General features: G+C 61.1%; 20 protein-coding genes. 14 read left to right on the top strand and 6 right to left on the bottom strand.

The window, feature by feature from the left end; translation table 11 throughout:
- Positions 1–321: 321 nt before the first annotated feature.
- From ccoN to hemN, 12 genes are all read left to right on the top strand, one after another.
- The gene (ccoN, locus tag JBO08_RS15875) at positions 322–1,764 is read left to right on the top strand and encodes a cytochrome-c oxidase, cbb3-type subunit I (protein ID WP_065873838.1); all 1,443 of its coding nucleotides are present in this window, start codon (positions 322–324) and stop codon (positions 1,762–1,764) included.
- Complete coding sequence (ccoO, locus tag JBO08_RS15870; protein WP_003193167.1) at positions 1,764–2,372, top strand: cytochrome-c oxidase, cbb3-type subunit II; 609 nt, start codon at positions 1,764–1,766, stop codon at positions 2,370–2,372. Before ccoN ends, ccoO begins: the two co-directional genes overlap by 1 nt.
- 6 nt (positions 2,373–2,378) lie before the next feature.
- A complete protein-coding gene (locus JBO08_RS15865) occupies positions 2,379–2,564 on the top strand; it encodes a CcoQ/FixQ family Cbb3-type cytochrome c oxidase assembly chaperone (RefSeq protein WP_003175465.1) in 186 nt (61 codons plus the stop codon).
- Entirely contained in the window at positions 2,561–3,538 is a 978-nt protein-coding gene (ccoP, locus tag JBO08_RS15860) for a cytochrome-c oxidase, cbb3-type subunit III (RefSeq protein WP_049712048.1), read from the top strand. Before JBO08_RS15865 ends, ccoP begins: the two co-directional genes overlap by 4 nt.
- 171 nt (positions 3,539–3,709) lie before the next feature.
- A complete protein-coding gene (locus tag JBO08_RS15855; RefSeq protein WP_010208555.1) occupies positions 3,710–3,964 on the top strand; it encodes a type II toxin-antitoxin system Phd/YefM family antitoxin in 255 nt (84 codons plus the stop codon).
- Positions 3,964–4,374, top strand: coding sequence for a type II toxin-antitoxin system VapC family toxin (locus JBO08_RS15850; RefSeq protein WP_065873839.1), 411 nt, complete (start codon positions 3,964–3,966; stop codon positions 4,372–4,374). The genes JBO08_RS15855 and JBO08_RS15850 overlap by 1 nt, the downstream gene beginning before the upstream one ends.
- A gap of 207 nt (positions 4,375–4,581) precedes the next feature.
- A complete protein-coding gene (gene ccoG / locus JBO08_RS15845) occupies positions 4,582–5,985 on the top strand; it encodes a cytochrome c oxidase accessory protein CcoG (protein WP_065873840.1) in 1,404 nt (467 codons plus the stop codon).
- Positions 5,986–6,001: 16 nt separating this feature from the next.
- A complete protein-coding gene (locus tag JBO08_RS15840) occupies positions 6,002–6,541 on the top strand; it encodes a FixH family protein (RefSeq protein WP_015885303.1) in 540 nt (179 codons plus the stop codon).
- A gap of 45 nt (positions 6,542–6,586) precedes the next feature.
- On the top strand, positions 6,587–9,031 hold the full coding sequence (locus JBO08_RS15835) for a heavy metal translocating P-type ATPase (RefSeq protein WP_220074796.1): 2,445 nt from the start codon (positions 6,587–6,589) through the stop codon (positions 9,029–9,031).
- Positions 9,032–9,053: 22 nt separating this feature from the next.
- On the top strand, positions 9,054–9,266 hold the full coding sequence (gene ccoS / locus JBO08_RS15830; protein WP_010208549.1) for a cbb3-type cytochrome oxidase assembly protein CcoS: 213 nt from the start codon (positions 9,054–9,056) through the stop codon (positions 9,264–9,266).
- Entirely contained in the window at positions 9,259–9,942 is a 684-nt protein-coding gene (locus tag JBO08_RS15825) for a sulfite exporter TauE/SafE family protein (protein ID WP_065873842.1), read from the top strand. The genes ccoS and JBO08_RS15825 overlap by 8 nt, the downstream gene beginning before the upstream one ends.
- Positions 9,943–10,036: 94 nt before the next feature.
- A complete protein-coding gene (hemN, locus tag JBO08_RS15820) occupies positions 10,037–11,419 on the top strand; it encodes an oxygen-independent coproporphyrinogen III oxidase (protein WP_220074797.1) in 1,383 nt (460 codons plus the stop codon).
- Here the strand turns inward: hemN and JBO08_RS15815 are convergent, their stop codons facing one another.
- The gene (locus JBO08_RS15815; protein ID WP_064052670.1) at positions 11,420–11,887 is read right to left on the bottom strand and encodes a FlxA-like family protein; all 468 of its coding nucleotides are present in this window, start codon (positions 11,885–11,887) and stop codon (positions 11,420–11,422) included.
- Between the two features lie 153 nt (positions 11,888–12,040).
- On the opposite strand from JBO08_RS15815, the gene fnr reads away from it, so the two are divergent.
- Together fnr and JBO08_RS15805 are read left to right on the top strand one after the other, a co-directional pair.
- Entirely contained in the window at positions 12,041–12,775 is a 735-nt protein-coding gene (fnr, locus tag JBO08_RS15810; protein ID WP_065873844.1) for a fumarate/nitrate reduction transcriptional regulator Fnr, read from the top strand.
- Positions 12,776–12,853: 78 nt separating this feature from the next.
- Complete coding sequence (locus JBO08_RS15805) at positions 12,854–13,402, top strand: adenine phosphoribosyltransferase (protein WP_065873845.1); 549 nt, start codon at positions 12,854–12,856, stop codon at positions 13,400–13,402.
- A 132-nt stretch (positions 13,403–13,534) separates the two neighbouring features.
- Here the strand turns inward: JBO08_RS15805 and JBO08_RS15800 are convergent, their stop codons facing one another.
- The 5 genes from JBO08_RS15800 to dnaX all read right to left on the bottom strand — a co-directional run bounded on the left by JBO08_RS15800 (position 13,535) and on the right by dnaX (position 19,174).
- On the bottom strand, positions 13,535–14,683 hold the full coding sequence (locus tag JBO08_RS15800; RefSeq protein ID WP_065889789.1) for an acyl-CoA dehydrogenase family protein: 1,149 nt from the start codon (positions 14,681–14,683) through the stop codon (positions 13,535–13,537).
- Between the two features lie 197 nt (positions 14,684–14,880).
- Positions 14,881–15,483, bottom strand: a complete 603-nt coding sequence (recR, locus tag JBO08_RS15795) for a recombination mediator RecR (protein WP_065873846.1) — start codon at positions 15,481–15,483, stop codon at positions 14,881–14,883.
- A 66-nt stretch (positions 15,484–15,549) separates the two neighbouring features.
- On the bottom strand, positions 15,550–16,584 hold the full coding sequence (locus JBO08_RS15790) for an NADP-dependent oxidoreductase (RefSeq protein WP_220074798.1): 1,035 nt from the start codon (positions 16,582–16,584) through the stop codon (positions 15,550–15,552).
- A gap of 153 nt (positions 16,585–16,737) precedes the next feature.
- On the bottom strand, positions 16,738–17,076 hold the full coding sequence (locus JBO08_RS15785; RefSeq protein ID WP_049712036.1) for a YbaB/EbfC family nucleoid-associated protein: 339 nt from the start codon (positions 17,074–17,076) through the stop codon (positions 16,738–16,740).
- A 43-nt stretch (positions 17,077–17,119) separates the two neighbouring features.
- On the bottom strand, positions 17,120–19,174 hold the full coding sequence (gene dnaX / locus JBO08_RS15780) for a DNA polymerase III subunit gamma/tau (protein ID WP_065946233.1): 2,055 nt from the start codon (positions 19,172–19,174) through the stop codon (positions 17,120–17,122).
- Positions 19,175–19,270: the final 96 nt, after the last annotated feature.

Here is a 19,270-nt window from a genome sequence, read left to right as displayed (position 1 = left end):
CAGCTCTACCCCGCTACGCGACCAAGTGTCGCACCCTTCCAAAGCACACCTTTCCCCCCCTCACTTTCGGGTCTACGCTTGTTCCCACAGCGGACCAATTCTGGCGTACGCAACGACATGCGTTGCGACCCCAAAATTTTCCTGTCCACTTGATCAGCTTTCTATTTCGGATTTTATCCCTACGCTAAACATGGAAAGGGCGCAGAATCTGGCGTGGAACGCATTGATACAGGTCAGCCATTGCGTTGCAATGGCCCCTCGCTTTCTCCATACTTGCGACCGATTTTACCTATAAAAAAACCTAAACCGTGGAACCTTAGAATGAGCACAGCAATCAGTCCGACTGCTTATAACTATAAGGTAGTCCGCCAGTTCGCCATCATGACGGTGGTCTGGGGGATCCTTGGCATGGGGCTCGGGGTGTTTATCGCCTCGCAACTGGTTTGGCCGGAATTGAATTTCGGTTTGCCATGGACGACCTTTGGCCGCCTGCGCCCGCTGCACACCAACCTGGTGATCTTCGCCTTCGGCGGATGTGCATTGTTTGCCACCTCCTACTATGTCGTGCAGCGAACCTGCCAGACGCGACTGATCTCCGACAGCCTCGCGGCCTTCACCTTCTGGGGTTGGCAAGCGGTCATTGTCGGCGCCATCGTCACCCTGCCACTGGGGTACACCACCACCAAGGAATACGCCGAGCTGGAATGGCCCATCGCCATTTTGCTTGCCATTGTGTGGGTGACCTATGCCGTGGTGTTCTTCGGTACCATCGTCAAGCGCAAGACCAAGCACATTTATGTGGGCAACTGGTTCTACGGCGCCTTTATCCTGGTGACGGCGATGCTGCACATCGTCAACCACGCCTCGTTGCCGGTCAGCCTGTTCAAGTCCTACTCGGCCTACGCCGGGGCCACGGACGCGATGATCCAGTGGTGGTACGGCCACAACGCCGTAGGATTTTTCCTCACCACCGGTTTCCTGGGGATGATGTACTACTTCGTGCCGAAACAGGCCGAACGTCCTATTTACTCGTACCGCCTGTCCATCGTGCACTTCTGGGCGCTGATCACCCTGTACATCTGGGCCGGCCCGCACCACTTGCACTACACCGCATTGCCGGACTGGGCGCAGTCCCTGGGCATGGCAATGTCGATCATCCTGCTGGCCCCGAGCTGGGGCGGCATGATCAACGGCATGATGACCCTGTCGGGGGCCTGGCATAAATTGCGCACTGACCCGATCCTGCGCTTCCTCGTGGTATCCCTGGCGTTCTACGGCATGTCGACCTTTGAAGGGCCGATGATGGCGATCAAGACCGTCAACTCGCTGTCCCACTACACCGACTGGACCATCGGCCACGTACACGCCGGTGCGCTCGGTTGGGTCGCGATGATCTCCATCGGCGCGATCTACCACATGATCCCCAGACTGTTCGGCCGCGTGCAGATGCACAGTGTCGGGCTGATCAACACGCACTTCTGGCTGGCGACCATCGGTACCGTACTCTACATCGCCTCGATGTGGGTCAACGGCATCACCCAGGGCCTGATGTGGCGTGCAATCAACGATGACGGCACCCTCACCTACTCCTTCGTCGAAGCGCTGCAGGCCAGCCATCCGGGCTTTATCGTCCGCGCGTTGGGCGGTGCGTTCTTTGCCACCGGCATGCTGTTCATGGCCTACAACGTCTGGCGCACCGTGCGTGCCTCGGACCCTGCCGAAGCCGAAGCCGCCGCCAAGATCGCCGTTGTGGGAGCCCACTGATGAAGCATGAAGTAGTCGAGAAGAATATCGGCCTGCTGGCCTTCTTCATGGTTATCGCCGTGAGTATCGGCGGCCTGACCCAGATCGTTCCGCTGTTTTTCCAGGACGTCACCAACAAGCCGGTGGAAGGCATGAAGCCGCGCACCGCGCTTGAACTGGAAGGCCGCGACGTCTACATCGCCAACGGTTGTGTCGGCTGCCACTCGCAGATGATCCGTCCGTTCCGCGCCGAAACCGAACGCTACGGCCACTACTCGGTCGCCGGCGAAAGCGTGTGGGACCACCCATTCCTGTGGGGTTCCAAACGCACCGGCCCGGATTTGGCGCGTGTCGGCGGTCGTTACTCTGATGACTGGCAACGTGCGCACTTGTACAACCCGCGCAACGTTGTGCCTGAGTCGAAAATGCCAGCGTACCCGTTCCTCGTGGAAAACAAGCTCGACGGCAAGGACACCGCGAAGAAGATGGAAGTCTTGCGCACCCTGGGCGTGCCCTACACCGACGAAGACATCGCCGGTGCAGCCGCAGCAGTGAAGGGCAAGACCGAAATGGACGCATTGGTGGCCTACCTGCAAGGCCTTGGCACCATCATCAAAAGCAAACGGTGATTCTTCATGGATATCGGGATGATTCGTGGCTTGGGCACCGTTGTGGTGATGGTGGCCTTTATCGGCCTGGCGTTGTGGGTGTTCAGCCCCAAGCGCAAGTCGGAGTTTGAAGACGCGACCTTGCTGCCCTTTGCGGATGATCCCGAAGCCATCAAGCACGTCGAGCAAGCTTCTAGGAGTAACAAAGAATGACTACGTTCTGGAGTCTGTACGTCACAGTCCTCAGTCTGGGTACCATCTTCGCCCTGACCTGGCTGCTGCTGTCGACCCGCAAGGGCCAGCGCGCCGAGCAAACCGACGAGACTGTCGGCCACTCGTTCGATGGCATCGAGGAATATGACAACCCACTGCCCAAGTGGTGGTTCATGCTGTTTGTCGGCACCATCATCTTCGCCCTCGGCTACCTGGTGCTGTACCCGGGCCTGGGCAATTGGAAGGGCCTGCTGCCGGGCTACAACTACCTCGACAACGACAAGCAAACCGCTTTCGCCAATGGCCAGACCGGTTGGACCGGCGTGCACGAGTGGGAAAAGGAAATGGCCAGGTCGGACGCCAAGTTCGGGCCGATCTTCGCCAAATTCGCCTCGATGCCGATTGAGGAAGTCGCCAAGGATCCGCAAGCCTTGAAGATGGGGGGCCGCCTGTTCGCCTCCAACTGCTCGGTGTGCCACGGTTCCGACGCCAAGGGCGCCTATGGCTTCCCCAACCTGACCGACGCCGACTGGCGCTGGGGTGGCGAGCCCGCCACCATCAAGGAAACCATCATGAAGGGCCGCCATGCCGTGATGCCGGCCTGGCTGGATATCCTCAAGGAACAAGGCGTCAGCGATGTCGCCGCCTTCGTGGTGACCAACCTCGACGGTCGCAAGCTGCCAGAAGGCGTCAAGGCTGACGTGGCCAACGGCGAAAAACTCTTCGCCGCCAACTGCGTGGCCTGCCATGGCCCGGCCGGTAAAGGCACGCCCGCCATGGGCGCACCTGACCTGACCCACCCGGGTGCATTCATCTACGGTTCGAGCTTCGCCCAACTGCAACAGACCATCCGTTGGGGCCGCCAGGGCCAGATGCCTGCGCAGGAGCAACTGCAGGGGAACGACAAGGTGCACTTGCTGGCAGCCTATGTTTACAGCTTGTCCCATGGGGATAAGAAGGCTGAAGAGCAGTAAGACCTCGAAACATCAAAGCCCCGTGCAGCGAACGCTGGCGGGGCTTTGTTCATTCTGGCTTTCGAAGACTCTGTAAGCAGGTACCCGCTACCACTCGTAGCCTCACACTTGCGACCTGCAACAACCAAGTAGTAACGTAACTACATCCAGCCAAATAAAGGGGGCTCCCCCATGACCATCACCACCATTTCCAGCCGCGAATTCAACCAAGACACAAGTGGTGCCAAAAAAGCAGCCCGCCAAGGGCCGGTTTTTATCACCGATCGCGGCAAGCCGGCCCATGTACTGCTAAGCATTGAGGACTACCAGAAACTGACAGGGCTCAATGCCGACATCGTTGATCTGCTAGTGATGCCAGAAGCGGCCGATATCGACTTCGAAACCGAACGCGCCGTGATCACTCATCGACCTGTGGACCTCTCTTGATGTATCTACTCGACACCAATGTTATTTCTGAACTTCGCAAACCCCACGCCGACGCAAAGGTGGTCGCATGGGCAAAGAGTGTCATCGCTCCACGCATGTTTATCTCTGCGATAACGCTTAAAGAACTGGAGACCGGAGTCTTGCGCATAGAGCGGCGAGACCCGGCGCAGGGGAAGGTATTGCGTACCTGGCTCAAACGCCATGTGATGCCCGCTTTCGATACCCGAATCCTGCCTGTTGACGCTGCGGTCGCACTGCGTTGCGCACATTTGCATGTTCCAGATCGGGCCAATGAAAGTGATGCGTTGATCGCCGCTACCGCCTTGGTTCATGGCCTCACCGTTGTGACGCGCAACGTCAGTGACTTCACATCCAGTGGCGTTTCACTGATTAATCCATGGGACGAATAACCGGCTTGGCCGCAAAAACCGTCCATACTTCCCAAGTCAATTGATCCAGGTCACGTACACCATCAATTGATTTCACCCAACGCGACCAAAGGTCGCACCCTTGACGTACTATCGGGGGCGTATCATTAGGCCACCGCAACACCCTTAATTTGACCCCGGTTGGCACGTACTGGCCGAGGCAAATCTCCACCGCCGTGGGATGCAATGATGAGCGACCAAATACCGGTACATAACGTTACCCCGCCTGCCAAAACCGTCGACCTCTACGCCTCGCGAGAGAAAATCTACACCCGTGCCTTCACCGGCCTATTCCGCAATCTGCGCATGCTCGGTGGTGCCGGCCTGTTCCTGCTCTACTTCGGCACCGTGTGGCTGAACTGGGGTGGCCACCAGGCCGTGTGGTGGAACCTGCCGGAACGTAAGTTCTTTATTTTTGGTGCGACCTTCTGGCCCCAGGACTTCATCCTGCTCTCAGGTATTTTGATTGTTGCGGCGTTTGGCCTGTTCTTTATCACTGTGTACGCCGGTCGCGTGTGGTGCGGGTATACCTGCCCGCAAAGCGTGTGGACATGGATCTTCATGTGGTGCGAAAAGGTCACCGAAGGCGACCGCAACCAGCGCATCAAGCTGGATAAAGCGCCGATGGGCGCCAACAAATTCTTGCGCAAATTCAGCAAGCACACCCTTTGGCTGCTGATCGGTTTTGTCACCGGCATGACCTTTGTCGGCTACTTCTCACCGATCCGCGAACTGGTGTTCGAGTTCTTCACCGGCCAGGCCGATGGCTGGTCGTATTTCTGGGTCGGTTTCTTCACCCTCGCCACCTATGGCAACGCCGGCTGGCTGCGCGAACAGGTGTGCATCTACATGTGTCCGTATGCGCGCTTCCAGAGCGTGATGTTCGACAAAGACACCCTGATCGTCTCCTACGACCCACGTCGTGGCGAACTGCGCGGCCCGCGTAAAAAGGGCGTCGACTACAAGGCCCAGGGCCTGGGGGATTGCATCGATTGCACGATGTGCGTGCAGGTGTGCCCGACCGGTATCGACATCCGCGACGGCCTGCAGATCGAGTGCATCGGCTGCGCCGCCTGTATCGACGCCTGCGACAACATCATGGACAAGATGGACTATCCGCGCGGCCTGATCAGCTACACCACCGAGCACAACCTGTCGGGGCAGAAAACCCACAAGCTGCGCCCGCGATTGATCGGCTACGCGCTGGTGTTGCTGGCGATGATCAGCCTGCTGGTGGCGGCGTTCTTCATGCGCTCGCTGGTGGGTTTCGACGTGAGCAAAGACCGCGTGCTGTTTCGCGAAAACGCCGAAGGGCGTATCGAAAACGTCTACAGCCTGAAGATCATGAACAAGGACCAGCGCGACCACACCTACGTGCTCGATGCTTCGGGCCTGCCGGACCTCAAGCTGCAGGGCCGCCGCGAGATCAAGGTGGCCGCCGGCGATATCGTCAGCATGCCGGTGGAGCTGTCGAGTGCGCCGGAGCAATTGCCGTCGAGCACCAACGAGGTGACCTTCATGCTCAAGGATGCCGATGACACCAGCGTCCAGATTGAAGCCAAGAGCCGATTCATCGGCCCGCAAGTTCGTTAATCAAGAGAACCGAACAATGTCCGTAGCAACTGCTGCAAGCCCTTGGTACAAGCATCTGTGGCCCTGGATCATCATCGGGATCCTGGCCTGCTCGGTGACCTTGACCCTGTCCATGGTGACCATCGCGGTGAACAACCCGGACAACCTGGTCAACGACAACTACTACGAGGCCGGCAAAGGCATCAACCGTTCTCTCGACCGTGAGCTGCTGGCCCAGACCCTGCAACTGCGCGCCAAGGTGCACCTGGATGAGTTGACCGGTGAAGTCGAGGTGAACCTCACCGGCAACAGCAACCCGACCACCCTGGAATTGAACCTGATTTCCCCGACCCAGCCCGAGAAGGATCGCAAGATCAACCTGGCCCGCAGTGACAGTGAACCCGGCCGCTACATAGGGCAGGTCACCGACAAGGTCGAAGGCCGTCGCTTCGTCGAATTGCTCGGCGTGGAAGGCGACCGCACCTGGCGCATGTTCGAGGAAGAACAGGTCAGCCACGACAAGGACTTGCTGCTGGGTGATGAACCGCTGCAGGGTGCCGAAGACCTGAAAAAGTAAAAACCTGCGCAAAGAGGTCCTCCCAGCCACCTTAGATTCCAGATCATGACCATCCCGTGCTACCACTGCGCCCTCCCCGTCCCCTCCGGCAGCCGGTTTACCGCCGTGATCCTCGGCGAACGCCGCGAACTCTGCTGCCCCGGCTGCCAGGCAGTGGCCGAAGCGATTGTCGCCGGTGGCCTGGAAAGCTACTACCAGCACCGTAGCGAAGCCTCGGCCAACCCCGAGGCGTTACCCGTGCAGTTGGTGGACGATCTGGCGCTGTTCGACCGCGCCGACGTGCAAAAACCCTTTGTACGCCACGACGGCGAACTCGCCGAGGCCACCCTGCTGATGGAAGGCATCAGCTGCGCCGCCTGTGGCTGGCTGATCGAGAAACACCTGCGCAGCCTGCCCGCTGTGGCCGAGGCGCGGCTGAACTTGTCCAACCACCGCTTGCTGGTGCGCTGGGCTGATGGGCAGTTGCCGTTGAGCCAGTTACTCAGCGAGCTGCGCCATATCGGTTACGCCGCCCACCCGTATCAAGCGGACCGCGCGGCCGAGCAATTGGCCAGCGAAAACCGCCTGGCCCTGCGCCAATTGGGTGTTGCTGGGCTGCTGTGGTTCCAGGCGATGATGGCAACCATGGCTACCTGGCCGGAATTCAACATCGACCTGAGCCCGGAGCTTCATGTGATCCTGCGCTGGGTGGCGATGTTTCTTACAACACCCATCGTGTTCTACAGCTGTGCACCGTTTTTCAAGGGCGCCCTGCGCGACTTGCGTACACGTCACCTGACCATGGATGTGTCGGTTTCATTGGCCATCGGCGGTGCATATCTGGCGGGCATCTGGACCGCGATCACCGGCCTAGGTGAGTTGTACTTCGATGCGGTGGGCATGTTTGCGCTGTTCTTGCTGGCCGGTCGCTACCTCGAGCGGCGTGCCCGCGAGCGTACAGCCGCCGCGACGGCGCAGTTGGTCAACTTGCTGCCCGCCTCGTGCCTGCGGCTGAAGGCGGATGGTCAAAGCGAGCGCATCCTGCTTCCCGAGCTGGCGTTGGGTGACCGTGTACTGGTGCACCCAGGTGCCGTACTGCCGGCGGATGGCGTGATTCTCGACGGCCAATCCAGCATCGATGAATCCCTGCTCACCGGTGAATACCTGCCGCAACCGCGCCAAACCGGGGATGCGGTCACGGCGGGCACGCTCAATGTGGAAGGCGCCTTGACAGTCGAAGTGCGCGCCTTGGGACATGACACGCGCCTGTCCGCCATCGTGCGCCTGCTGGAGCGCGCCCAGGCCGAGAAACCGCGCCTGGCGCAGATCGCTGACCGCGCTGCGCAGTGGTTCCTGCTGTGCTCGCTGATCGCCGCCGCCCTGATCGGCTTGCTGTGGTGGGAATTGGACTCTTCGCGGGCGTTCTGGATTGTACTGGCGATGTTGGTCGCGACCTGCCCCTGTGCATTGTCCCTGGCCACCCCCACCGCGCTCACTGCCGCCACTGGCACCTTGCACAAACTCGGGTTATTGCTGACCCGCGGACACGTGCTGGAAGGGCTGAACCAGATCGACACGGTGATTTTCGACAAGACCGGCACCCTCACCGAAGGCCGCTTGGCCTTGAGAGCCATCCGCCCCCTGGGCACATTAAGCACGGACCTGTGCCTGAGCCTTGCCGCCGCCCTGGAAAACCGTTCCGAACACCCGATTGCCCGCGCCTTTGGTCGCGCGCCGCTGGCCGCCGATGAGGTGCTCAGTTCGCCTGGGCTTGGTCTTGAAGGTCGCGTTGGCGAGCGCCAATTGCGCATTGGTCAACCCGGTTATGTCTGCGAACTCAGTGGTTGCGCGATCCCCGCCTCACCGACAGATTCGGGTCAATGGCTGCTGCTCGGCGACCGCGAAGGCGCCCTCGCCTGGTTTGTGCTCGATGACCGCCTGCGCAGCGACGCGCCGGCCCTGCTGGCCGCCTGCAAGGCACGCGGCTGGCGCACGCTGTTGCTGTCCGGGGACAGTTCGCCGATGGTCGCCAGTGTCGCCGCCGAATTGGGCATCGACGAAGCCCACGGCGGCCTGCGCCCTGATGACAAGTTGCAGGTGCTGCAACAACTGCACAAGGAAGGCCGCAAGGTGCTGATGCTCGGCGATGGGGTCAACGATGTGCCCGTGCTCGCCGCCGCGGATATCAGCGTGGCCATGGGCACCGCCACCGACCTAGCCAAGACCAGCGCCGATGCGGTGTTGCTGTCCAACCGCCTGGACGCGCTGGTGCAAGCCTTTTCCCTGGCGCGGCGCACCCGTCGCGTGATCATTGAAAACCTGCTGTGGGCCGGGCTGTACAATGGCCTAATGCTGCCGTTTGCCGCCCTGGGTTGGATCACGCCCATCTGGGCGGCTATCGGTATGTCCCTCAGTTCGTTGACCGTGGTGCTCAATGCCCTGCGCCTGACTCGCCTGCCGAGCGCGCCAGTTGCCCGAGCCCCCTCAGTAACCCGCCCGCTGCCGGTGTGAGCCGCGCGGGCATGGAGTGCAGATGCCAGCTTTATACGTGATGATTCCGGCGGCGCTGCTGTTAGTGGGCGTGGCCATCTACATCTTCTTCTGGGCCGTGGACAGCGGCCAATACGACGACCTCGATGGGCCGGCCCATAGCGTGCTGTTCGACGACCAGGACCCGAATCACCTGGCCGGCGTCGAAGAAGCCAACCACCCCGAACAACCGCCTAAAGACCCACCCCATGCTTGAACTGGCGCCGCTGCTGGTCTCCGCACTGATCCTCGGCCTGCTGGGGGGCGGCCATTGCCTGGGCATGTGCGGCGGGCTAATGGGCGCGTTGACCCTGGCGATCCCCAAGGAGCAGCGCAGCCGCAGGTTTCGCCTGCTGCTGGCGTACAACCTGGGGCGCATCCTCAGCTATGCCGCTGCCGGCGTGTTGATTGGCCTGGCCGGCTGGGCGGTGGCGAACAGCCCGGCCGCGATGTTCATGCGCGTACTTGCCGGGCTGTTACTGATCAGCATGGGCCTGTACCTGGCGGGCTGGTGGAGCGGCCTCACCCGCGTCGAAAGCCTCGGGCGCGGCCTGTGGCGGCATATCCAGCCGGTTGCCAACCGTTTGCTGCCGGTGTCCAGCCTGCCGCGCGCGTTGCTGCTGGGCGCACTCTGGGGCTGGTTGCCGTGCGGATTGGTCTACAGCACGTTGCTGTGGGCGGCGAGCCAGGGGAATGCGCTGGACAGCGGGTTGCTGATGCTGGCGTTTGGACTGGGCACTTGGCCGGTACTGTTGGCCACCGGCCTGGCGGCTGAGCGGGTCACGGCGCTACTGCGCAAACGCAGCGTGCGGATGGCCGGTGGCTTGTTGGTGATCCTGTTTGGTATCTGGACGTTGCCGGGGCCGCACCAGCACTGGCTAATGGGCCACTAAATGCATAGCGCCGCTCCCCGTTGATGCAAATCAAGATGCCACCTTCGACGGGCCCCTAGACTCACCCCACTAGCCAATCCGGGGGAGCGCCCGCATGCTCGACGCCATTCGTTGGGACACCAATCTGATTCACCGCTACGACTTGGCGGGACCGCGCTACACGTCCTACCCCACCGCCGTACAATTCGACAGCCAGGTCGGCACGTTCGACCTGCTCCACGCCCTGCGCGACAGTCGCAAGGCTGTGCGGCCATTGTCACTGTATGTGCATGTGCCGTTTTGCGCGAACATTTGCTACTACTGCGCCTGCAACAAAGTCATCACCAAGGATCGTGGCCGCGCCCAGGCTTACCTGCAACGCCTGGTGCAGGAAATCCAACTGGTGGCCTGCCACCTCGACCCGAAACAACCGGTGGAACAACTGCACTTCGGCGGCGGTACGCCGACGTTTCTCAGCCACGACGAACTGCGCCAGGTCATGGCATGCCTGCGTCAGCACTTCAATTTGCTGGATGATGATTCCGGCGACTACGGCATCGAGATCGACCCCCGCGAGGCGGATTGGGCCACGATGGGCCTGCTGCGTGAGCTGGGCTTCAACCGCGTCAGCATCGGCCTGCAAGACCTCGACCCCGAGGTGCAACGCGCGGTCAACCGCCTGCAAAGCCTGGAAGAAACCCGTGCGGTCATCGACGCGGCGCGCACCCTGCAATTTCGCTCGATCAATATCGACCTGATCTACGGCCTGCCCAAGCAGACCCCGCTGAACTTCGCGCGCACCGTGGAGGAAGTGATCAACCTGCAACCGGACCGCCTGTCGGTATTTAACTATGCGCATCTACCGGAACGCTTCATGCCGCAGCGGCGCATCAACACCGACGACTTGCCTTCACCGGCAGAAAAGCTGCTGATGCTGCAAACCACCATCGAGCAATTGACCCAGGCCGGCTATCGCTACATCGGCATGGATCACTTCGCCCTACCGGACGACGAGCTGGCCATCGCCCAGGAAGAAGGCACCCTGCAACGCAACTTCCAGGGCTACACCACCCACGGTCATTGCGACCTGATCGGGCTCGGGGTGTCGGCGATCAGCCAGATCGGCGACCTGTACTGCCAGAACAGCAGCGACCTCAACGCCTACCAGAACAGCTTGGCCGGCGCGCAACTGGCCACCAGCCGCGGCTTGGTCTGCACCACGGACGATCGGTTGCGGCGGGAGGTTATCCAACAGTTGATCTGCAATTTCAGCCTGGTGTTCGAGAAGATCGAGCCGGCCTTCAACATTGATTTTCGCGGGTATTTTGACGACATCTGGCCGCAACTGGAGACCATGGCCGAAGATGGCCTGATCGAACTCGGCGCCCAGGGCATTCGTGTATTGCCCGCCGGGCGACTGCTGGTGCGTTCGGTGTGCATGGTGTTCGATGCCTATCTGGAGCACCAGAATCGGCAACGATTTTCACGGGTGATCTGATTACATCGACAACGAGGCGGCCTTCATCGAGTCGTTGGCGCTCATACCTTTCATCGACTTGGCCAGGGAGGTCTGAGCCGACATCAGGCCCGCCTGCAAAGCACTGATTTCGCTTTGCAGAGCACTGGTCTTGGCTCGAGCCTCTTCGGGCGAGAGGTTATTGGCCGCCGCGACTGCCGCCAGTTCGGCCTGTTTTTCGGCGATCTGCTGTTTCAGTTGGCGGATCATTTTCAGCACCTGTTTGACGTTGTCGTCCAGGCCACTGTCATCGATATCCGCATTGGAGCTTTTGGCCGCACCAGCGGCTTTGAAGGCATCGGCGGAAATAGTCACGGTCACACCTTCAACCACTTTGGGTGCAGTAGCCGTTTCAGCGCCTGGTGCTTCTTCCTTGGCCTCAGCCAATGGTTTTGCATCCGGCACAGTCGGAATGCGGATGGCAGGGTTGTAGGCGGCGATAACAGACATGATCCAGGCTCCGACTAAATAGGTATGCCTGCTGTATCGACCTCGGTACAAAAACCTTTATATGGTTGCCGGTTTTTTGTACACGCTGGCTTCAGCGACCTCCAGTGCGTTACCCTTACGTCTTATGTGTGTTTTCCCACAAGGATTTAAGAAATGTCCGAGCCAGTTAAACTGCGCGCTCACAGCCAGGCCCATTGCAAGGATTGCAGCCTGGCCCCCCTGTGCCTGCCACTTTCGTTGAATTTGGAAGACATGGAAGCGCTGGACGAGATCGTTAAACGCGGTCGCCCGCTGAAAAAAGGCGAGTTTCTGTTTCGCCAGGGCGACAAGTTCGATTCCGTTTATGCAGTGCGTTCGGGCGCGTTGAAGACGTTCAGCCTGAGCGATGGCGGCGAAGAACAGATCACGGGGTTCCACTTGCCCAGCGAACTGGTGGGGCTGTCAGGCATGGACACCGAGATTCACCCGGTGTCGGCCCAGGCTCTGGAGACTACGTCAGTGTGCGAAATCCCCTTCGAGCGCCTGGACGAACTGGCCCTGCAATTGCCGCAACTGCGCCGTCAGCTGATGCGCGTGATGAGCCGCGAGATTCGCGACGACCAGCAAATGATGCTGCTGTTGTCGAAGAAAACCGCCGACGAGCGCATCGCCACCTTCCTGGTCAACTTGTCCGCGCGGTTCCGTGCCCGTGGTTTCTCGGCCAACCAGTTCCGCCTGAGCATGTCGCGCAATGAAATCGGCAACTACCTGGGCCTGGCGGTGGAAACCGTGTCCCGCGTGTTTACCCGTTTCCAGCAGAACGAGTTGATCGCTGCCGAAGGCAAGGAAGTGCATATCCTCGACCCGATCCAACTGTGTGCGTTGGCCGGCGGCACGGTCGACGCCTGATCCAGACGCTGCGGCCGCGCCAACTGGCGAGGCCGCAGGTATACTTCGAGTCCGTTTCCAGCCCAGGACTCTTCGACGATGACCTTTGATTCGTTCGACATCAAATCCCTGATCCGCCCTGTCATCGACTTCCCCAAGCCTGGGGTGATCTTTCGTGACATCACCCCGCTGTTCCAATCGCCTCGCGCCCTGCGCCTGGTGGCCGACAGTTTTGCCCAGCGTTATGTCGAGGCTGACTTCACGCACATCGGCGCGATGGATGCGCGGGGGTTCCTGATCGGTTCGATCATCGCCTATCAACTGAACAAGCCGCTGATCCTGTTTCGCAAGCAGGGCAAGCTGCCAGCCGACGTGCTGGCCGAGGGTTACCAGACCGAGTACGGCGAGGCCTTCCTGGAAGTGCACGCTGACAGCCTGTGTGAGGGTGACTCGGTATTGATCTTTGATGATTTGATTGCCACCGGCGGCACCCTGATCGCGGCGGCGAACCTGGTGCGGCGCATGGGTGCGCAGATTTTTGAAGCGGCGGCGATCATTGATTTGCCGGAGTTGGGTGGGTCGCAGCGGTTGGAAGACATGGGGATTCCGACGTTTTGTCTGACGCAGTTCGCGTTGACTGAAAGGTAACGGTTGCCTGGACTGGCCTTTTCGCGGGCAAGTCGAATCGTCGCACCGCCGCTCCCACATTTGATTGGGTCCACACATTCATATCTGTGGGAGCTGGCTTGCCTGCGATGAGGCCCGAAAGAACACTGCAGCTCACAACCCCATCTGCTTGCTGATGATTTCATTCATCACTTCCCGGGTCCCTCCCCCGATGGACAGGATGCGGTTGTCCCGATACAGCCGCTCCACCAGGCTCCCACGCATATACCCCTGGCCCCCGAGTATCTGCACGGCGTCAAACGTCACGCGGTCGGCGGTGTCGGTGGCGAGATTCTTGGCCATGGAAATTTCCTTGATCACACTTTTTCCGGCGGCCATCTTTGCCGCCTGGCGATAGGTGAATTCGCGGGAGACTTCAACGGCGGTGGCCATTTCCGCCAGGCGATGCTTGATCACTTGGAATTTGCCGATAGGCTTGCCGAAGGCTTCGCGTTGCGCGGCCCATTTGAGGCTTTCCTCAAGTGCCAACTGTGCGGTCATGTTGGCCATAAGGGCCAAGGCCAGGCGTTCGCTCTGGAAGTTGCCCATGATGCAGGCGAACCCCATGTTCTCGGCGCCGATCAGGTTGCCCACCGGCACCCGGCAATCGTCGAAGAACAATTCAGCCGTGTCCGACGCCCACCAGCCCATTTTCTTCAGAGGCTGGCCGACGGTAAAACCGGGGGTGTCTTTTTCGATCAGCAGCAGGCTGATACCGGCAAAGCCCGGCCCGCCGGTGCGCACGGCCACGGTGTAGAAATCGGCGCGGATGCCGCTGGTGATAAAGGTCTTGCTGCCGCTGACGCGGTAGTGGTCGCCGTCGCGAATGGCGCGGGTTTGCAGGCTGGCCACGTCGGAACCGCCGCCCGGCTCTGTGACAGCCAGGGCGATGATCTTCTCACCCGACAACACCAGCGGCGCTACGCGCTGACGGACGTCGGGTCGCGCCCACTTGACGACAGGCGGCAGGCCGATATCCAGCGAACCCAGCCCCGCCACCACGCCGCCGGAGCCGCAGCGCATCAACTCCTCGCTGGCGGCCACTTTGGCGAACAGATCACCTTCATGGCTGCCCCCCAGGGCTTCGGGGTAACCGATGCCCAGTATCCCCGCCGCGCCGGCCTTGAGGTACAGCGCTCGGGGAAAACTCTCGGCCTCTTCCCACTGCTCGACGCCGGGCAACATTTCGCGTTCGACAAAACGGCGCACGCTGTCGCGGACCAATTGGTGGCTGGGGTCGAAGTAGTCCTGATAGGCAGACATCGGCAAGCTCCACGGAGAGGTGGAGCAAAATTACCAAGCGCTTGCTTGGTTATCAAGCCGGATGCAGATTTCACCAACAACACAAAACCAGTGTGGGAGCTGGCTTGCCTGCGATGCAGGCACCGGGGTGTGTCAGTTACACCGTGGTGATGCTATCGCAGGCAAGCCAGCTCCCACCGTTGTAGTGCGGTGTGCCTTTAGAGGGCGATGGGTTTGCGACCGGCGAAGGAATGCGCCAGCGTCCCACCGTCCACCAATTCCAACTCGCCACCCAGCGGCACGCCATGGGCGATGCGCGAGGTGATCAGGCCTTTGTTACTCAGGAGTTGGGCGATGTAATGCGCGGTCGCCTCACCTTCCACCGTCGGATTGGTGGCCAGGATCACTTCGGTAAAGGTGCCCTGCTCTTCAATTCGCGCCACCAGTTGCGGAATGCCGATGGCTTCCGGGCCCAAGCCGTCCAGCGGCGACAGGTGGCCCTTGAGCACGAAGTAGCGCCCGCGATAGCCCGTCTGTTCCACCGCGTACACATCCATCGGCCCTTCCACCACGCACAGCAGCGTGTCGTCGCGGCGCGGGTCGGCACATTGCGGGCAGAGTTCCTCTTCGGTGAGGGTGCGGCACTGGCGGCAGTGGCCCACTCCGGTCATGGCCTGGCTCAGGGCCTGGGCCAACCGGGTGCCGCCGCTGCGATCACGCTCCAGCAGTTGCAGCGCCATGCGCTGGGCGGTTTTCTGGCCCACGCCCGGCAAAGTGCGCAGGGCGTCGATCAGTTGGCGAATCAGGGGGCTGAAGCTCATGGGCGAAAGGTCCGACAAAACAACGAGACGCGGTTTATACCCGCGCCTCGGATTAGCGTCAAATGCTCAATCCTGTGCGACGCGCACCACCAACTTGCCGAAGTTGCGTCCCTCCAGCAAACCGATGAAGGCTTCGGGCGCCTGCTCCAGGCCGTCGACCACATCTTCGCGGAACTTGATCTTGCCATCGCGCACCCACGGCGCCATGGCGCTGAGGAACTCGGGCTGGCGATCACCGTAGTCGTCGAACACGATAAAACCCTGGATGCGCACACGCTTGGTCAGCAACGTACGCTGCAAGGCCGGCAACCGATCCGGCCCGCTGGGGGCTTCATGGGCATTGTAGCCGGCGATCAACCCGCACAGCGGAATGCGCGCCTTGGGGTTGAGCAAGGGCACCACGGCGTCGAAGACTTTGTCGCCGACGTTCTCGAAATAGATGTCCACGCCCTTGTCGCACGCCTGCGCCAATTCGTTGGCAAAGTCCTCGCTCTTATGGTCGATGCAGGCATCAAAGCCCAATTCGTCCACCACGTAGCGGCACTTGTCCGCCCCCCCGGCGATCCCGATGACGCGCAAGCCCTTGAGCTTGGCCACCTGCCCCACCACCGAACCGACCGCGCCGGATGCCGCTGCCACTACCAGGGTTTCCCCCTCCTTGGGCTGGCCGATGTCCATCAGCCCCATGTAGGCGGTCATGCCCGGCATGCCCAGCACACCCAGGGCCATCGACGGGCTGGCGAGCCCTTTTGGCACCGGCATCAGGTTGCGACCATCGGAAATGCTGTGGCTCTGCCAGCCGGTAGCACCGACCACCAGGTCGCCCACTTCGAATTTCGGATTACGCGACTGCTCGATACGGCTGACAGCGCCGCCAGTCATCACTTCGTCGATTTCCACCGGAGCTGCGTAGGACGGCGCGTCGCTCATACGTCCACGCATATACGGGTCAAGTGACAGGTACAGCGTCTTAAGCAGGACCTGGCCGTCTTCCAACTCGGGCAGATTCACCCGCTCCAGGCGGAAGTTTTCCGGGGTGGGTGCACCCTGGGGGCGTGAGACCAGGACAATGCGCTGGTTCAGGATCGGTTCTTGAGGCATGAAGGGGCTCCTTTAACGGTAATCGAATTCATCGCTATCAAGTGCAGACACCGGCTGATACGCCGAGGTTCTATAGAGTTACTGTGCCGTAGTGCGAGTAAAAAAAATGCCAGGCACGAGGCCTGGCATTTGAGTCTAGCGAAGGCTTGCCGATCAGAACGGCAGCTTCATGCCCGGTGGCAGCTGCATGCCAGCGGTTACGCCACCCATTTTTTCCTGGCTGTTGGCTTCGATCTTGCGCACGGCGTCGTTGACGGCCGCGGCGAACAGCGCCTCGAGCATTTCCAGGTCATCTTCGCTGGTGCCTGGCAATACGCTTGGGTCGATGCTCACGCGCTTGATGTCGTGACGACCGGTCATTACCACACTGACCATATCGCCACCGGCCTTACCGGTGACTTCGGCGTTGGCCAGTTCTTCCTGCATCTTGGCCATCTTTTCCTGCATCTGCTGCGCCTGCTTCATCAGGCCGGCCATGCCACCTTTCATCATGGGAATCACCTCAAAAGTACGTGGATCAATGAGTAGCCCGGTGTTATGACGCTTGGGGCACCGGGGCTTCGACGGGTTCAATAGTATCGTGACGGACGACCGCACCGAACTGTTGCATCATTTGCTGGATGAGCGGATCAGCGTGGATCGAGTCCTCTGCTTCACGCTGGCGGTTGATACGCCGGCGGCTCGCGGCCTGGGCCGGGGTTTCCTGCTCAGGCTTGATCAGCTCGATGGCGATGGTCAGCGTGCGCTCATGGTACTGGTTCAGCGCATCGTTCAGGCGGCGCTGCTGGGTCGCGTTGAACAGGGCGCTGTGGGCCGGGTCCAGGTGCAACAGCCAGTGGTCGCCCTCAATGGAAATCAGTGTGCAGTTGGCGGCGATGCTGCCGGTCATGCCGGAGATCGGCAGTTTCGGGAACAGCTCCAGCCATTGCAGGGCCAGGCCGGTGGCCGGGGCTGCAGCGGGTTCCGCCTCGGGCTCAGGGGCCGGCTCGGCGGTGTGTTCGCTGGCCAGGTCGTCCAGGTAGCTGTAGGCCGAATCCATGTCCGGCTCGATATAGTCTTCGTCCAGCGGCGGTTCGTCGTCGAGGTCGATGCCTGGGGTGGCAGCTTCCACTTGGGCCACGGTTGGTTCGGGGACAGGCGCAGAGGCCCACTCAGGGGCATCCGGCACCACGCTGTCCGGGGTCGGCGTGGGCATCGGCGTCAGCTCGGGCTGCTCGCTGCTGGTTTCCAGCACGGGCTCCACGGCAGGCACCTGCTCGACTTCAGCGTCGGCGTCTACCGGATCATTCCAAGGCAAATCGACGACCGGCTCAGGCTCGACCATCGGTTCCGGCTCGACCACTGGCGCAGCAACCACGGGCTCAGGCTCAGGTGCCGGTGCGACCGGCGCGGGCGCAGCCACCACTGGCGCAACCACCGCCGCGCCAGCCACTGGTTTGGCGGAATCAACTGTGGCCTGGCTGATCCCCACTGGCTTTAGCGGCTGTCTCGGCGCATCGGCCGAGTCGGCGGGCCGGAAGGCCAGCATGCGCAGCAGCACCATTTCAAAGCCACCGCGCGGGTCCGGCGCCAAAGGCAGGTCCCGGCGACCGATCAGGCCCATCTGGTAGTAGAACTGCACATCTTCGGCCGGCAATGCCTGGGCCAGGGCCAGCACGCGGTCGCGGTCGCCATGGCCATTGTCGACACCTTCCGGCAGAGCCTGGGCGATGGCAACGCGGTGCAGCACATTGAGGATTTCCGACAGCACGCCGTTCCAGTCCGGGCCTTGCTCCGACAGGTGACGCACGGCTTCGAGCAACGCCTTGGCGTCGCCTTCGATCAGCGCGTGCAGCACGTCGAATACCTGACCGTGGTCGAGGGTGCCGAGCATGGCGCGCACGTCGGCGGCCATGACCTTGCCTTCACCAAAGGCGATGGCCTGATCGGTGAGGCTCATGGCGTCCCGCATCGAACCATCGGCGGCGCGGCCGAGCAGCCACAAGGCGTCGTCTTCAAACGGTACGTTCTCGACGCCCAGCACGTGGGTCAAATGCTCGACCACTCGCTCGGGGGTCATGTTTTTCAGGGAGAACTGCAGGCACCGCGACAGAATAGTTGCAGGTAGTTTCTGCGGGTCGGTGGTGGCCAGGATGAATTTGACGTAGGGCGGCGGCTCTTCCAAGGTTTTCAACAAGGCGTTGAAGGAATGGCTGGACAGCATGTGCACTTCGTCGATCAGGTAGACCTTGAAGCGGCCACGGCTCGGCGCGTACTGCACGTTATCCAGCAGCTCGCGGGTGTCTTCGACCTTGGTACGGCTCGCGGCGTCGATCTCGATCAGGTCGACAAAACGCCCTTCGTCGATTTCCTTGCACACCGAGCAGGTGCCGCAGGGCGTCGAAGTGATACCGGTTTCACAGTTCAGGCATTTGGCGATGATGCGCGCAATGGTGGTCTTGCCCACTCCCCGGGTACCGGTGAACAGGTAGGCATGGTGCAGCCGTTGGCTGTCCAAGGCATTGATCAGAGCCTTGAGCACATGGGTCTGGCCGACCATTTCGCGGAACGAGCGCGGACGCCATTTACGTGCAAGAACCTGATAACTCATCGAAAACCGTCGCAACTGGGAAGCGGAAGCCGGTAATGCTAGCGGAGCAAGGGGGAAATTGCATCCGGCACGCTCGCCTAATCTGACTAAGCTTGC

Source organism: Pseudomonas sp. LAP_36 (assembly GCF_019456785.1).
Classification (GTDB): domain Bacteria; phylum Pseudomonadota; class Gammaproteobacteria; order Pseudomonadales; family Pseudomonadaceae; genus Aquipseudomonas; species Aquipseudomonas tritici.
Note: the sequence above shows the minus strand (reverse complement) of the source record. Positions and strands in the feature narration are given on the sequence as shown.